The 14,313-nt window shown below is 72.5% G+C and carries 13 protein-coding genes; 1 reads left to right on the top strand and 12 read right to left on the bottom strand.

Going from position 1 to position 14,313, the window contains the following annotated elements:
- Nucleotides 1-388: aminoglycoside phosphotransferase family protein (locus tag IH13_RS0123435; protein ID WP_031087518.1), on the top strand; the 388-nt coding region annotated here is incomplete at its 5' end.
- 81 nt (nucleotides 389-469) lie between these two features.
- Here IH13_RS0123435 and IH13_RS0123440 read toward each other — a convergent pair.
- The 12 genes from IH13_RS0123440 to IH13_RS0123495 all read right to left on the bottom strand — a co-directional run.
- Nucleotides 470-2,170 (bottom strand): proline--tRNA ligase, encoded by a 1,701-nt coding sequence (locus IH13_RS0123440; protein WP_031087519.1) that lies wholly within the window; start codon nucleotides 2,168-2,170, stop codon nucleotides 470-472.
- A gap of 69 nt (nucleotides 2,171-2,239) precedes the next feature.
- A complete protein-coding gene (locus tag IH13_RS0123445; RefSeq protein WP_031087520.1) occupies nucleotides 2,240-2,815 on the bottom strand; it encodes a GNAT family N-acetyltransferase in 576 nt (191 codons plus the stop codon).
- Between the two features lie 46 nt (nucleotides 2,816-2,861).
- A complete protein-coding gene (locus IH13_RS0123450; RefSeq protein ID WP_031087522.1) occupies nucleotides 2,862-3,707 on the bottom strand; it encodes a GNAT family N-acetyltransferase in 846 nt (281 codons plus the stop codon).
- Nucleotides 3,708-3,856: 149 nt separating this feature from the next.
- Nucleotides 3,857-5,014, bottom strand: a complete 1,158-nt coding sequence (gene ispG, locus IH13_RS0123455; protein ID WP_031087524.1) for a flavodoxin-dependent (E)-4-hydroxy-3-methylbut-2-enyl-diphosphate synthase — start codon at nucleotides 5,012-5,014, stop codon at nucleotides 3,857-3,859.
- Between the two features lie 181 nt (nucleotides 5,015-5,195).
- Nucleotides 5,196-6,506 carry a M50 family metallopeptidase gene (locus IH13_RS0123460; protein ID WP_031087526.1) on the bottom strand — a complete coding sequence of 437 codons (1,311 nt, stop codon included), beginning with the start codon at nucleotides 6,504-6,506 and terminating at the stop codon, nucleotides 5,196-5,198.
- Entirely contained in the window at nucleotides 6,503-7,756 is a 1,254-nt protein-coding gene (gene dxr / locus IH13_RS0123465) for a 1-deoxy-D-xylulose-5-phosphate reductoisomerase (protein WP_037842160.1), read from the bottom strand. The genes IH13_RS0123460 and dxr overlap by 4 nt, the downstream gene beginning before the upstream one ends.
- A 61-nt stretch (nucleotides 7,757-7,817) precedes the next feature.
- Nucleotides 7,818-8,090 carry a hypothetical protein gene (locus tag IH13_RS0123470; RefSeq protein WP_158791272.1) on the bottom strand — a complete coding sequence of 91 codons (273 nt, stop codon included), beginning with the start codon at nucleotides 8,088-8,090 and terminating at the stop codon, nucleotides 7,818-7,820.
- 78 nt (nucleotides 8,091-8,168) lie between these two features.
- A complete protein-coding gene (locus IH13_RS0123475) occupies nucleotides 8,169-8,663 on the bottom strand; it encodes a nucleotidyltransferase domain-containing protein (protein ID WP_031087532.1) in 495 nt (164 codons plus the stop codon).
- Nucleotides 8,664-8,713: 50 nt separating this feature from the next.
- A complete protein-coding gene (gene aroA / locus IH13_RS0123480; protein ID WP_031087534.1) occupies nucleotides 8,714-9,955 on the bottom strand; it encodes a 3-phosphoshikimate 1-carboxyvinyltransferase in 1,242 nt (413 codons plus the stop codon).
- Between the two features lie 78 nt (nucleotides 9,956-10,033).
- On the bottom strand, nucleotides 10,034-11,980 hold the full coding sequence (locus IH13_RS0123485; RefSeq protein WP_031087536.1) for an acyl-CoA dehydrogenase family protein: 1,947 nt from the start codon (nucleotides 11,978-11,980) through the stop codon (nucleotides 10,034-10,036).
- A gap of 185 nt (nucleotides 11,981-12,165) precedes the next feature.
- Nucleotides 12,166-13,611, bottom strand: a complete 1,446-nt coding sequence (locus IH13_RS0123490) for an aldehyde dehydrogenase family protein (protein ID WP_031087537.1) — start codon at nucleotides 13,609-13,611, stop codon at nucleotides 12,166-12,168.
- 210 nt (nucleotides 13,612-13,821) lie between these two features.
- Nucleotides 13,822-14,313, bottom strand: a 492-nt coding sequence (locus tag IH13_RS0123495; RefSeq protein WP_031087539.1) for a PucR family transcriptional regulator, incomplete at its 5' end; no start/stop codon positions are given.

Below are 14,313 nucleotides of genomic sequence, written 5' to 3' on the forward strand. Positions count from 1 at the left end.
GCTGGTCTCGGCGGCGCTCGCGGCCCGCGAGGAACTTCTCGCGCAGGAGACCGAGAGCCTCCTGCTGCACGGCAACTTCCGGCAGAGCAAGGTGCTTTCGGGCGAGCGGGCGCCGTGGCTGGCGGTCGGGCCGGAGCCGCTGGTCGGGGAACGCGCCTACGACCTGGCGCGGTTGGTACGCGACCGGGTCGAGGACCTGATCGCGTCGCCGGGCGGCCCGGCGACGGCGCGCCGCCGGATCAGGAAGCTGGCGGACTCCCTGGAGGTCGACCAGGCCCGGCTGCGCGGCTGGACGCTGTTCCGGGCCGTGGAGTCGGGCACCCGCACCCTGACGGCCGGCCGCCGCCAGGACGGTGAACTCACCCTCGAATTCGCCGGCTGGCTGTGAGGACCGCCCGCCGGAGTGACGGCACGTGGCCCCCGCGCGGTGCGCGGGGGCCACGTGCCGTCGTCAGGGGCCTGGGCGGGGTCAGCCCCGGCCGGTCAGGCGGGCGAGGGCCTCGTCGACGGTGAGTTCCTCGCGCTCCCCCGTGCGGCGGTCCTTCAGCTCCAGGACGCCCTCGGCCGAACGGCGGCCGGCGACCAGGATCTGCGGGACGCCGATGAGCTCGGAGTCGGTGAACTTCACGCCCGGCGAGACGCCCGCGCGGTCGTCGACGATGACGCGCAGCCCCGCGGCGCCGAGCTTCTCGGAGACGTCGAGCGCCAGCTCGGTCTGGAGCGCCTTGCCCGCGGCGACGACGTGCACGTCCGCCGGGGCCACCTCACGGGGCCAGCACAGGCCCTTGTCGTCGGCGGTCTGCTCGGCGAGGGCGGCCACCGCGCGGGAGACACCGATGCCGTAGGAGCCCATCGTGACCCGGACCGGCTTGCCCTGCTGGCCCAGCACGTCGAGGGCGAAGATGTCGGCGTACTTGCGGCCGAGCTGGAAGATGTGGCCGATCTCGATGGCGCGGTCCACCTGGAGTCCGGTGCCGCACTCGGGGCAGGGGTCGCCCGGCTCGACGACGACCACGTCGAGGTACTGGTCGACCTCGAAGTCGCGCCCGCAGACGACGTTCCTCGCGTGGACGCCCTCCTTGTTGGCGCCGGTGACCCAGGAGGTGCCGGCCGCGATGCGGGGGTCGGCGATGTAGCGGACCTTCTCCAGTCCCTGCGGGCCGACGTAGCCGCGTACCAGGTCGGGGCGGCCCTCGAAGTCCTCGGCGGTGACCAGCTCGACCTCGGCCGGCGCCAGGTGCTCGCCGAGCTTGCCGAGGTCGACCTCGCGGTCCCCGGGCACGCCGACGGCGACGATCTCACCGTCGACCTTGACCAGCAGGTTCTTCAGCGTCGCGGACGCCGGGACACCGAGGAAGCCGGCGAGGGTCTCGATGGTCGGGGTGTCCGGGGTGTCCAGCTCCTCGACCGGGCCCGCGGCGGGGGTCTCGGCGGGGGCGGCGACGTAGGTCACCGCCTCGGTGTTGGCCGCGTAGTCGCAGGCCGGGCAGTCGACGAAGGTGTCCTCGCCGGCCGGCGCGGGCGCCAGGAACTCCTCGGACGCCGAGCCGCCCATGGCTCCGGAGACCGCGGAGACGATGCGGTGGTCGAGGCCGAGGCGCTCGAAGATGCGGATGTAGGCCGCACGGTGCAGCCGGTACGACTCGGCCAGACCCTCGTCGGTGGTGTCGAAGGAGTACGAGTCCTTCATCTGGAACTCGCGGCCCCGCAGCACACCGGCGCGCGGGCGGGCCTCGTCGCGGTACTTGGTCTGGATCTGGTAGAGGATCACCGGCAGGTCCTTGTAGGACGAGCACATGTCCTTGACGACCTGGGTGAAGATCTCCTCGTGGGTGGGGCCGAGGAGGTACTCGGCACCCTTGCGGTCCCGGAGGCGGAACAGCAGGTCGCCGTACTCGTCGTACCGCCCGCTCGCCTCGTACGGCTCCTTGGGCAGCAGCGCGGGCAGCAGGACCTCCTGGCCGCCGATGGCGTCCATCTCCTCGCGGACGACGCGGCTGACGTTCTCCAGGACCTTCTTGCCGAGCGGGAGCCAGGACCAGAGGCCGGCGGCGGTGCGGCGTACGTATCCGGCCCGGACGAGGAGCTTGTGGTTGAGCGTCTCGGCGTCGGCCGGGTCGTCACGCAGTGTCTTGATCATCAATCGGGACATGCGCTGGACCTGGGCCATGGTGAACTCCTGCTAGGAAGGGTGGTGGCCCCGAGGTTAGCCGGGCGGCCCGGGCGGGCGGAAATCGATTCACCGGCCGCGGAGCAGCGGCAGGGGCGCCCCCATCACCGCGTACGGCTTGGGCGCGCCGGGGAAGCCGCCCCGCCGGGCCAGGTCCTGGTAGCCCAGGGAGCGGTACAGACCGCGTGCGGGGCTCTCCGTGTCGATCGCCGAGAGGATCGAGCGGGGCTGGTCGACGGAGTCCGTGACGGTGGTGATCAGGCTGCGGCCGATGCCGCGCTGCTGGAAGTCCGGGTGGACGTGGAGTTCGGTGATCACGAACGAGTCGTCGAGCCACCCCTCGCAGCCGGTGGCCCGCAGGTACGGCTCGACCACGGTGGACCACCAGTGGGCACGGTCGTTCGGCAGGCCGTAGACGAAGCCGGCGAGGCGTCCCTCGGGGGTGGTGGCGCCGAGGGCCCGTGCCCGCGGGTCGTCGAGGTGCCGGAGCACGATATGGCGGCGCACGTCGATCTCGGCCTGGGAGAGGCCGAAGGCGACGGCCTGCACGGCCAGTGCCTCGTCGACACGGGCGGCGAGGTCGAGCGGTCCGACCACGACGTCGGGTGCCCCGGAGCCGCGGGGGAAAGCGGGGGTTGCTGCCATGCGGGAACCCTACTGTCCGGGCCGCCCGGTCAGAACAGCGCGCGCTTCAGAACAGCACGCTCATGAAGGCGCCCGTCTCCCGGAAGCCGACCCGGCTGTAGGACCGGCGCGCGGCGGTGTTGTAGTCGTTCACGTAGAGGCTGACGACCGGGGCCACGTCGGCGAGCGCGTAGCGCAGGACGGCGGCCATGCCCGTCTCGGAGAGCCCGCGCCCCCGGTGCTCGGGGGCGACCCAGACGCCCTGGATCTGGCAGGCGCGGGGGGTCGCGGCGCCGATCTCCGCCTTGAAGACGACCTTGCCGTCCTCGATGCGGGCGAAGGAGCGGCCGGTGGTGATCAGCTCGGCGACCCTCGCCTGGTAGAGGAGTCCCCCGTCACCGGCCAGCGGGGAGACGCCCACCTCCTCGGTGAACATGGCGACGCACGCCGGCATGAGGACGTCCAGCTCCTCCTTGCCGATACGGCGTACGAGGGGGTCGGCCTCCACGTCGGCGGAGGGCGCCTCGGCGACCATGAGCGGCTGGTTGGGCCGGACCTCGCGTGCGGGCCCCCAGCTCGGTTCGAGCAGCCGCCACAGCTGGCCCGTGGGTCCGGCGGGGCCGACGATCGAGGAGCAGCGGCGGCCGGCCCGGCGGGCCCGGTCGGCGAAGGCACGGACGGCCTCGGGGGTGGCGCAGATGGGGACGAGGTTGGCGCCGGAGTAGCAGAGCGAACGGAGCCTGCCGTCGGTGTACCAGCCCCACATCTCGCCGCCCAGGCGCCAGGGGTCGAGCCCCGCGACCCGGACACGGGACGTCACGAACGCGTTCTCGACGGGTTCGCTCTCCAGGACGGCGAGCGCGGCGGGGAGCTCGCCGGGGTCGAGGACCCGGGTGGTGGTCTGCGTCAACACTGGGGGGCCTCACCATACGGTCTGCTGATTTCCGCACTGTAACCGACAAGCCTGTGGAACGCCGCCCGCGCGGGGGACGGTCCCGGGGAGCGGACACGGCTGTGCCCCGCGGAACGCTCCGCGGGGCACGCGTGCACAGTGCCGCGGGGTCAGCCCGCGACGGAGACCTCGGGTTCGCCGGACGCGATGCCGTCCTTCTCCATCTGCTCGGCGATCTTCAGGGCCTCCTCGATGAGGGTCTCCACGATCTTCGACTCGGGGACGGTCTTGATGACCTCGCCCTTGACGAAGATCTGGCCCTTGCCGTTGCCCGAGGCCACGCCCAGGTCCGCCTCGCGTGCCTCGCCGGGGCCGTTGACCACGCAGCCCATCACGGCGACGCGCAGCGGGACCTCCATGCCCTCCAGCCCGGCGGTGACCTGGTCCGCCAGCTTGTACACGTCCACCTGGGCCCGCCCGCAGGAGGGGCAGGAGACGATCTCCAGCCGGCGCTGCTTCAGGTTCAGCGCCTCCAGGATCTGGAGGCCGACCTTGACCTCCTCGGCGGGCGGGGCCGACAGCGAGACGCGGATGGTGTCGCCGATGCCCTCGGAGAGCAGCGCGCCGAACGCCACGGCGGACTTGATCGTGCCCTGGAAGGCCGGGCCGGCCTCGGTCACGCCCAGGTGCAGCGGGTAGTCGCTCTGCGCGGCCAGCTGGCGGTAGGCGTTCACCATGACGACGGGGTCGTTGTGCTTGACCGAGATCTTGATGTCCCTGAAGCCGTGCTCCTCGAAGAGCGAGGCCTCCCAGAGCGCGGACTCGACCAGCGCCTCCGGCGTCGCCTTGCCGTACTTCTTCAGCAGCCGCGCGTCCAGCGAGCCCGCGTTGACGCCGATGCGGATCGGCGTGCCGGCGTCGCCCGCCGCCTTCGCGATCTCCTTGACCTTGTCGTCGAACTGCTTGATGTTCCCCGGGTTCACCCGGACCGCCGCACAGCCGGCGTCGATCGCGGCGAACACGTACTTCGGCTGGAAGTGGATGTCCGCGATCACCGGGATCTGCGACTTCCTGGCGATGGTCGCGAGCGCGTCCGCGTCGTCCTGGGTGGGACACGCCACCCGTACGATCTGGCAGCCGGAGGCCGTCAGCTCCGCGATCTGCTGGAGCGTCGCGCCGATGTCCGAGGTACGCGTCGTCGTCATGGACTGCACCGACACCGGTGCGTCACCGCCGACCGCCACCGATCCGACCTGGATCTGACGGCTGACCCGTCGGTCGGCGAGCTTGGTCGGAACGGCAGGCATTCCAAGAGAAATCGCAGTCATGCGCTGAGCATCCCCAAGGTGTGGATCAGTGTGGACCGAGGTACCGAGAACGGCGGTCTCCAGGCTTCGAGGTTACGTCACCGGAGGAAATACGGGCGCACCCGTCCGCGAAACCGCCCACGGGTGGCGGTCCCCGCCGCCACCCGTGGGAACGGCCGCCACTCGTGGGACGTACGGGGCGTCAGGTGATCTTCACGGGGTTCACGATGTCGGCGACGAGCACCAGCAGGGTGAAACAGATGAAGACCCCGGCGACGACGTAGGCGACCGGCATCAGCTTGGCGACGTCGAACGGCCCGGGGTCCGGGCGCTTGAAGACCCGGGCGACGTTGCGGCGCAGGGCCTCCCAGAGCGCGCCGGCGATGTGGCCGCCGTCCAGCGGCAGCAGCGGCAGCATGTTGAACAGGAACAGCGAGAGGTTGAACCCGGCCAGCAGGAACAGCATCATCGCGATCTGGTTCTGCGCCGGGACGTCGAGGTTCATCACCTCGCCGCCGATCCTGGCGGCTCCGACCACGCCGACCGGCGAGTCGTCGGCGCGCTCGCCGTCGCTGAACGCCGCGTTCCACAGGGCGGGGATCTTGGAGGGCAGGGCGATGATCGAGTCGACGCCGTTCTCGATCATGTCGCCCATGCGGACGACGGAGTCGCCGAAGGAGAGCGGGACGATCTCGGTCTTGGCGGCGAAGCCCAGGTAGCCGGCGCTGACGTACTGGTCGGGGACCACCTCGCCGTCGGCGTCCTTCTTGGCCACGGCGTTCTTCTTCAGCACGGCGTTCAGGGTCTGTTCCCGGCCGTCGCGCTGCACGGTGATGGTGGCCGGGCCGATGGTCTGCCGGATCTTGTCCGAGAGGGTGGCCCAGTCGTCGATCTTCTGGCCGTTGAAGGCGACGATCCTGTCACCCTCCTCCAGGCCCGCGGCCTTGGCCGGGGAGACCGGGTCGGAGGTCTTGCAGGTGTCGCGGTTCTCACTCTGGGCGATCACGCACTGCTGGACGCCGGCGACCTCGGTGGTCTGGGTCTGGAAGCCGAAGCTCATGGCCACGCCGAGGAAGATCGCCACGGCGAGGACCAGGTTCATGAAGGGCCCGGCGAACATGACGATCACGCGCTTCCACGGCTTGCGCGTGTAGAAGAGGCGCGACTCGTCGCCCGGCTGGAGCTCCTCGAAGGCCGCGGATCTCGCGTCCTCGATCATGCCGCGCCAGGGGGAGGTGGAGCGGGCCTCCAGCCGTCCGTCGGGGCCGGGCGGGAACATGCCGATCATCCGGATGTAACCGCCGGCCGGGATGGCCTTGATGCCGTACTCCGTGTCGCCCTTCCTGCGCGACCAGATCGTCGGTCCGAAGCCGACCATGTACTGCGGTACCCGGATGCCGAAGAGCTTGGCGGTCGAGAGGTGCCCCAGCTCGTGCCAGGCGATCGAGAACAGCAGACCCACGGCGAAGACGGCGATCCCCAGGACCGTCATCAGGATCGTCGTCATGCTCATGCGTGCGCCTCCGCTGTCGCTGCCGCCGAGAGTTCCCTGGCCCGGGCGCGGGCCCAGGTCTCCGCATCGAGGACGTCCGCGACCCTCAGCGGAGTTCCCGTGGCGGGGGTGCCGTGTTCGCCCACGACGGCGGTGACCGTGTCCATGATGCCGTTGAAGGGGAGCCGTCCCGCCAGGAACGCGTCCACGCACTCCTCGTTGGCCGCGTTGAACACCGCCGGGGCGGTCCCGCCGAGCGCGCCCACGTGCCGGGCGAGGCCCACGGACGGGAAGGCCTCGGTGTCCAGGGGGAAGAACTCCCAGCTGGAGGCGGTCGTCCAGTCGAAGGCGGGGGCCGCGTCCGGGACCCGCTCGGGCCAGCCGAGTCCGATGGCGATCGGGCCGCGCATGTCGGGCGGGGTCGCCTGGGCGAGGGTGGAGCCGTCGGTGAACTCCACCATCGAGTGCACGTAGGACTGGGGGTGGACCACGACCTCGATCCGGTCGAAGGGGATGTCGTAGAGGAGGTGCGCCTCGATGACCTCCAGGCCCTTGTTGACCAGGGTGGCGGAGTTGACCGTGATGACCGGTCCCATGGCCCAGGTCGGGTGGGCGAGCGCCTGCTCCCGGGTGACGTCGGCCAGCTCGCCGCGCGTACGCCCCCGGAAGGGCCCGCCGGACGCGGTGACGACGAGCTTGCGTACGTCGGACCGCTTCCCGGCGGCCAGTGCCTGGAAGAGCGCCGCGTGCTCGGAGTCGACCGGGATGATCTGGCCGGGCGCCGCGATCTCCTTGACCAGCGGGCCCCCGACGATCAGCGACTCCTTGTTGGCGAGCGCGAGCGTGCGGCCCGCCCTGAGCGCCGCGAGGGTCGGGGCGAGGCCGATCGAACCGGTGATGCCGTTCAGCACGGTGTGGCAGTCGCTCGCGGCGATCTCGGTGGCGGCGTCGGGGCCGGCCAGGATCTCCGGGAGCGGCTCGCCGGCGCCGTGGGTCTCGCGCAGCGCCTCGCGCAGCGCGGGCACCTTGCCGGGGTCGGCGACCGCGACGGTACGCACCCGCAGCCGCCGCGCCTGCTCGGCGAGGAGCGCGATCCGGCCGCCCGCGGCGGAGAGCGCGGTGACGCGGAAGCGGTCCGGGTTGCGCAGCACCAGGTCGATGGCCTGGGTGCCGATGGACCCGGTGGAGCCGAGGATCACCAGATCCCGGCGGCCTTGTACCGCGTCGAAGACGAGATGGGGGTCGGCGAGTGGTGCGGGACTGTCGGTCATGGCGACCATTGTCGCCGCTCGTGCTGTGCGCGCGGACAGGGCGCCCCCGTCGGCGCGTGGTTCAGATCCGCGCGGCAAGGATTTTCTCCCCCTGCGCGGCCCCGGCGCCCCGCGGGACGCCGTGGAGGCCCTCCGTGTCCGGGGTCTCCCCGCGGCGGGCGAGGGCGACCGGGCCCCCGCGTACGACGGTGTGGGGCGTGTACGGCTCCTCCGCCTCGGTGGGTCCGGCGGGGGCGGTAACGGAGGCGGTGGACGCCGGGCCCGTCGCGGCCCCGGCGCCGTCCCCGCTCCCGCCGCCCCCGCACGCGCCCCGCCGGCCTCCCGCTCCGCACACCCCTGACATCCCCGCCCCTGTCGTCGGCCGACGGCCGCCGTGATCGCGGCCGGGGCTCGATTGTGCGGCATCGGGGGGTCAGATGTGGGTCCGGACGCCGAACTTCCTCCTCAGGTGCGCCATGTCCGCCAGGTCGTGACCGGCCGGTTCGTACCCCTGGTGGAACAGCGCTTGCTGTTCGGCGGAGAGACAGCGCACCGTGGCGGTCCCGATGGTGCCGGTCACGAAGCAGGCGGCCGGGTAGTGGAAGGGCCGCTCGGGGTCGAGCGAGGCCTGTACGGCGGAGCCGTCGGGGGCGAACTCCAGCGGATGGAGGTCGATCTCGGGCCCGTCGGGGTGGCTGAGGACGAAACGGGCCGGGCGCCAGTCGAGCGTCTCGGTGTATCCGGCCGCCTCCAGGGCCGCGACGACGGCGCCTTCCTGATCCCGCACGTGCAGCAGGTCGAGGTCGCGGTGCTCACGGGTCTGCTCACCGAGCAGCGCGTCGACGCCCCACCCCCCGGCGACCACCACGGTGGCTCCCGCCCGGTCGAGCAGGCCGAGGACGGACAGGACGTCGTTCCGGCTCGTCATGGGCGCACGGTAGATCCCGCCGGCGTCGGACGCACGGGGTTTTCCTCCGGTCAGCCGGCGCCCTCCCCGGCGAACCGGGCGAAGGCCTCGTGGAATTCGGGGAACGTCTTGCGCACACAGCCGGGGTCGTCGTAGGTGACACCACCGGGCACGCGCAGCGCCGCGACCGCGAACGACATCACGATGCGGTGGTCGCCGTAGGTGGAGATCTCGGTGGGCCGCGGGGTCCCGGGGTGGATCTCGATCCAGTCGGGGCCGGTGTGCACGGTGACGCCCATGGCCCGCAGGTTCCGCGCGCAGGCCTCCAGCCGGTCGCACTCCTTGACCCGGGTGTTGGCGACGTCCTCGATCCGTACGGGCGAGGAGGCGAACGGCGCGATCGCGGCGAGGGTCGGCATGGTGTCGGAGATGTCGCGCATGTTGACGGTGAGGCCCGAGAGCGCTCCGGTGGAGCGGACCGTCGTCCCGGTGTCCGTGGTCGTCACCTCCGCGCCCATGCGCCGCAGGACGTCGGTGAAGCGCAGGTCCCCCTGGAGCGCGCCCGTGCCGAGCCCGGGGACGGTGACCTCGCGTCCGGTGAGGGCGGCGGCGGCGAAGAAGTAGCTCGCGGTGGACGCGTCGGGCTCCACGGCGTAGGTGGTGGCCCGGTAGCCGCCCGGGGGGACGGTGAAGGTGTTCCCCTCGCGGACGACGTCGGCGCCGAAGCTCCGCATCATCGCCAGGGTGATCTCGACGTACGGGGCGGACACCAGCTCCGTGACGTGGATGCGCAGCCCTTCGGCGGTGAGCGGGCCGAGCATGAGCAGCGCGGTGAGGTACTGGGAGGACTCCCCCGCGTCCAGGGTGAGTTCGCCGCCCTTGACACCCGACGCCCGGACGGTGAGGGGGTGGTGGCCCTCGGCCCCTTCGTGGCGGAGGTCGACGCCGAGGCCGCGCAGCGCCTCGGTGAGCGGGGCGAGCGGACGGCGGCGCATCTGGGCCGAGGCGTCGAAGCGGTACGTCCCCGAGGGCGCGGCGGCGGCGAGCGTCGGCAGGAACCGGGCGGTGGTGGCCCCGTCACGGCAGTGGACCTCGGCCTCGCCGACGGCGGGACCACCGGGGCGCCCCTCGATGTGCCAGCGGTCCGGCTCGCGCACCACCCCGTAGCCGAGGCGGGTCAGCCCCTCGGCGAACCCCTCCGTGTCGTCGGAGCACAGGGGCCGCAGGAGGGTGGTGGTGCCGTGCGCCGCGGCGGCCAGGAACAGGGCGCGGGCGGTGACGGACTTGGAGCCGGGGACGTGGATGACGGTCACGGTCGTCCATCCTGCCTGGCGGCGGGCGTGCGCGCGGGGCGCGTCCAGGCAGTGGACGCGCCCCGCGGGTGGGCCGGTTCAGCGGATGGGGCGGTGGACGTTCTCCCCGGTGGCGGGGCCGGGGGCGGCATCGGCGATCCAGGGGCCTTCGCCGCTCGGGTCGATGACGCCCTCCTCCAGCCATGCGTACGTCCCCGACAGGACGCCCTCGACCACCCGCCGGTCGATGTCGTCGGTGTTGGACCACAGCCGGGTGAAGAGCTCCTCCACCCGGATGCGGGCCTGACGGCAGAAGACGTCGGCGAGCTGGTAGGCCTCGCGTCCGTGGTCACCGTCGGCGCGCAGGTGTTCGGCGCGGACGCAGGCGGCGCTCATCGCGAAGAGTTCGGCGCCGATGTCGACGATGCGGCCGAGGAAGTTCTGCTTGGTCTCCATGCGGCCCTGCCAGCGGGACATGGCGTAGAAGGTCGAGCGGGCCAGTCTGCGGGCGGAGCGCTCGACGTGGCGCAGGTGGCCGGAGAGGTCGGGGTGGCCCGCGGGGCGGAACTCACCGTAGGAGTTCGGCAGGTGTCCCGGGCCGCTGACGAGCTTGGGGAGCCAGCGGGCGTAGAACCCGGCGGCGTCGACACCCGCCCTGGCCTTGTCGGAGAGCGTCTTGTCGGGGTCGATGATGTCGCCCGCGACCTTGAGGTGGGCGTCGACGGCCTCGCGCGCGATCAACAGGTGCATGATCTCCGTGGAGCCCTCGAAGATCCGGTTGATGCGCATGTCGCGGAGCATCTGCTCGGCGGGGACGGCGCGTTCGCCGCGCGCGGCGAGCGAGTCGGCGGTCTCGAAGCCGCGGCCGCCGCGGATCTGGACGAGCTCGTCGGAGATCCGCCAGCCCATCTCGGAGCCGTACAGCTTGGCGAGGGCGGCTTCGATGCGGATGTCGTTGCGGCTCTCGTCGGCCATCTGCGAGGAGAGGTCGACGACCGCCTCCAGGGCGAAGGTGGTGGCGGCGATGAAGGAGATCTTCGCGCCGACCGCCTCGTGGCGTGCGACCGGGCGCCCCCACTGCTCGCGGACCGCCGACCACTCGCGGGCGATCTTCAGGGACCACTTGCCGACCCCCACGCACATGGCGGGCAGCGAGAGCCGGCCGGTGTTGAGGGTGGTGAGGGCGATCTTGAGACCGGCGCCCTCGAGCCCGATGCGGTTGGCCGCCGGGACGCGGACCCGGTGGAAGCGGGTCACGCCGTTCTCGATGCCGCGCAGCCCCATGAAGGCGTTGCGGTGCTCCACGGTGATGCCCGGGGAGTCCGCCTCGACGACGAACGCCGTGATCCCGCCCTTGTGCCCTTCGGACTCCGGGACCCGGGCCATGACGACGAGCAGGTCGGCGACGACCCCGTTGGTCGTCCAGAGCTTCACGCCGTCCAGGACGTAGTCGTCGCCCTCGGGGACGGCGGCGGTGGCGAGCCTGGCCGGGTCGGAGCCGACGTCGGGCTCGGTGAGCAGGAAGGCGGAGATGTCGGTCCGGGCCAGGCGCGGCAGGAAGGCGTCCTTCTGGTCCTGGGTGCCGAACATCTTCAGCGGCTGCGGGACGCCGATCGACTGGTGGGCGGAGAGCAGCGCGCCGATGGCCGGGCTCGCCGAACCGGCGAGCGCCAGGGCCCTGTTGTAGTAGACCTGGGTGAGGCCGAGACCGCCGTACCGGGTCTCGATCTTCATGCCGAGCGCGCCGAGTTCCTTGAGGCCGTTCACCACGTCGTCGGGGATCCTGGCCTCGCGCTCGATGAGCGCCCCGTCGACGCGGGTCTCGCAGAACGCGCGCAGCCGGTCGAGGAAGGCCTCGCCGCGCCGTACGTCTTCGGCGGCCGGCACGGGGTGGGGGTGGAGCAGGTCGAGCCGGAAGCGCCCGAGGAAGAGCTCCTTGGCGAAACTCGGCTTGCGCCAGTCCTGTTCGCGGGCGGCCTCGGCCACCTGCCGTGCCTCGCGCTCGGTGACCTTGGGGGCCTGGGGGGTGTCGGATGGGGCGGACATGAGGAACTCACCTCGCCGCGAGTCGGGACGATGGTCGGGCCGTACGTGTACCGATCGGCACCACTCGTCCGTATGTACCCCATCTGCGCCACCCCTACCACCGTGCGGCGGACACCCGGCGCGGCACGGAACCGGCCGGGGCCCGCTGCACGGCGGGCGCCGGCCGGTCCGGTTCCCGCGTGGGGCTACAGGGCCAGGCCGGTGAGGACCAGGACCCGCTCGTAGGTGTAGTCCTCCATCGCGTAGCGCACCCCCTCGCGGCCCACACCGGACTGCTTGGCGCCGCCGTACGGCATCTGGTCGGCGCGGTAGGAGGGGACGTCGCCGATGACCACGCCGCCGACCTCCAGGGCGCGGTGGGCGCGGAAGGCGGTCTGCAGGTCGTGGGTGAAGACCCCGGCCTGCAGGCCGTACTTGGAGTCGTTGGCGGCGGCGAAGGCCTCGGCCTCGCCGTCGGTCCGCTGCACGTACAGCACCGGGCCGAAGACCTCTTCGCAGGCGAGCGTGGTGGTGGCGGGCAGGTCGGTGAGGACGGTCGGGGCGTAGGTGGCGCCGTCGCGCCTGCCTCCGGTGAGGAGGGTCGCGCCGGCCGAGACGGCCTCGTCGACCCAGGACTCCACCCGGCGGGCGGCGTCCTCGCTGACCAGCGGGCCGACGTCGGTGGCCGCGTCGGAGGGGTCACCGGTCACCAGGGCCTCGACCGCGGCGGTGATCTTCGGGACGAGCCGGTCGTAGACCGACGCGTCGGCGATGACGCGCTGCACCGAGATGCAGGACTGGCCGCCCTGGTAGTTGGAGAAGGTCGCGATGCGGCTCGCGGCCCAGTCCAGGTCCTCCTCCGAGGAGTAGTCGGCGAGCACGACGGCCGCTCCGTTGCCGCCGAGTTCGAGGGTGCAGTGCTTGCGCGGCACCGACTCCATGATCGCGTAACCGACGGGGCCCGATCCGGTGAAGGAGATCACGGGCAGCCGCTCGTCCTGGACCAGGGCGGGCATCCGGTCGTTGGGGACGGTCAGCACGGACCAGGATCCGGCCGGGAGGTCGGTCTCGGCCAGCAGTTCGCCGAGGACCAGCGAGGAGATCGGGGTGGCCGGGGCGGGCTTGAGGATGATCGGCGTGCCGACGGCGATGGCCGGGGCGACCTTGTGGGCGCTGAGGTTGAGCGGGAAGTTGAAGGGCGCGATGCCCAGGACCGGGCCGCGCGGGAAGCGCCGGGTCAGCCCGAGCCGGCCGGTGCCGCCGGCGTCCGTGTCCAGCCGCTGGGCGTCGCCTCCGTTGAACCGGCGGGCCTCCTCTGCGGCGAACCGGAAGACGGAGACGGCACGGCCGACCTCACCGCGCGCCCACTTGACGGGCTTGCCGTTCTCGGCGGAGATCAGCTGGGCGATCTCCTCGGTGCGCTCGGTGAGGCGGCGGACGACGTGGTCGAGGGCGGCGGCGCGTACGTGCGCCGGGGTCGCGGCGAACTCCTCGCGCACGGCGTACGCGGCGGCGACGGCCTCCTCGACCTGCGCCTCGGTCGGCACGGCGACCCTGCCGACGAGCCGGCCGTCGAAGGGGTTGGTGACGTCGAGGCTGTCCTCGCCGGTGGCCCGGCGGCCGGCCAGCCAGAAGGCGTGGGTGGAGGTCATGGCGGTTCCGGCCCTTCGGGGGTGGGTGGACGTCGGGGTGGTGGACGTCGGGTGGTGGACAAGGTCGTCATGGGCGCCGTACGCGGGCGCCCGGCCCCCACGGTAGGGCGCGGCGGTACGGATGAGGTTTGTCCGGTGCGGAGCAGAGCGGGGAGCGGATACGCCGGTTTGTCGCATGCGGTTCCGTGGGACCCCGGGCCGGACCGGCGTCTACGGGGTCGTCGAGGAGGCGCCGGCCGTCTTCAGGGCCAGCCAGAGCTCCATACGGACGTCCGGGTCGTCCAGGGAGCGGCCCAGGATCTCCTCCACGCGGCGCATCCGGTACCGGAGCGTGTGGCGGTGGACGCCCAGGTCCGCCGCCGCCGCGTCCCACTGGCCGTGCCGGGAGAGCCAGGCCCGCAGCGAGGCGACCAGGTCGCCGCGGCCCTTGGCGTCGTGTTCCCGCAACGGGCGGAGCAGCCCGTCCGCGAACGCCCGCACCGCGTCGTCGGCGAGCAGGGGCAGGACCGATCCGGTGGCCAGCTCCTCGTGCTCGACCAGGGCCCTGCCCCGGCGGCGGGCCACGGAGAGGGCCTGCTCGGCCTGCTTGTACGCGGAGGAGGCCGCGATCGGCCCCGCCGGGGCGGACAGGCCCACGGCCACATCGGTGTCGTCCTTCGCCGGCTCGCGCGCCGGGCGGCCGTCCTGCGCCCGGGCGTACGC

Origin of the sequence: Streptomyces sp. NRRL WC-3549 (assembly GCF_000721935.1) — a bacterium.
Lineage (GTDB): Bacteria > Actinomycetota > Actinomycetes > Streptomycetales > Streptomycetaceae > Streptomyces.

What these genes read in the sequence shown, in the direction of transcription:
- IH13_RS0123440 (WP_031087519.1), bottom strand. Translation starts at nt 2,170, where the DNA reads ATGGCCCAGGTCCAGCGCATGTCCCGATTGATGATCAAGACACTGCGT.
- IH13_RS0123445 (WP_031087520.1), bottom strand. Translation starts at nt 2,815, where the DNA reads ATGGCAGCAACCCCCGCTTTCCCCCGCGGCTCCGGGGCACCCGACGTC.
- ispG (WP_031087524.1), bottom strand. Translation starts at nt 5,014, where the DNA reads ATGACTGCGATTTCTCTTGGAATGCCTGCCGTTCCGACCAAGCTCGCC.
- IH13_RS0123460 (WP_031087526.1), bottom strand. Translation starts at nt 6,506, where the DNA reads ATGAGCATGACGACGATCCTGATGACGGTCCTGGGGATCGCCGTCTTC.
- dxr (WP_037842160.1), bottom strand. Translation starts at nt 7,756, where the DNA reads ATGACCGACAGTCCCGCACCACTCGCCGACCCCCATCTCGTCTTCGAC.
- IH13_RS0123475 (WP_031087532.1), bottom strand. Translation starts at nt 8,663, where the DNA reads ATGACGAGCCGGAACGACGTCCTGTCCGTCCTCGGCCTGCTCGACCGG.
- IH13_RS0123485 (WP_031087536.1), bottom strand. Translation starts at nt 11,980, where the DNA reads ATGTCCGCCCCATCCGACACCCCCCAGGCCCCCAAGGTCACCGAGCGC.
- IH13_RS0123490 (WP_031087537.1), bottom strand. Translation starts at nt 13,611, where the DNA reads ATGACCTCCACCCACGCCTTCTGGCTGGCCGGCCGCCGGGCCACCGGC.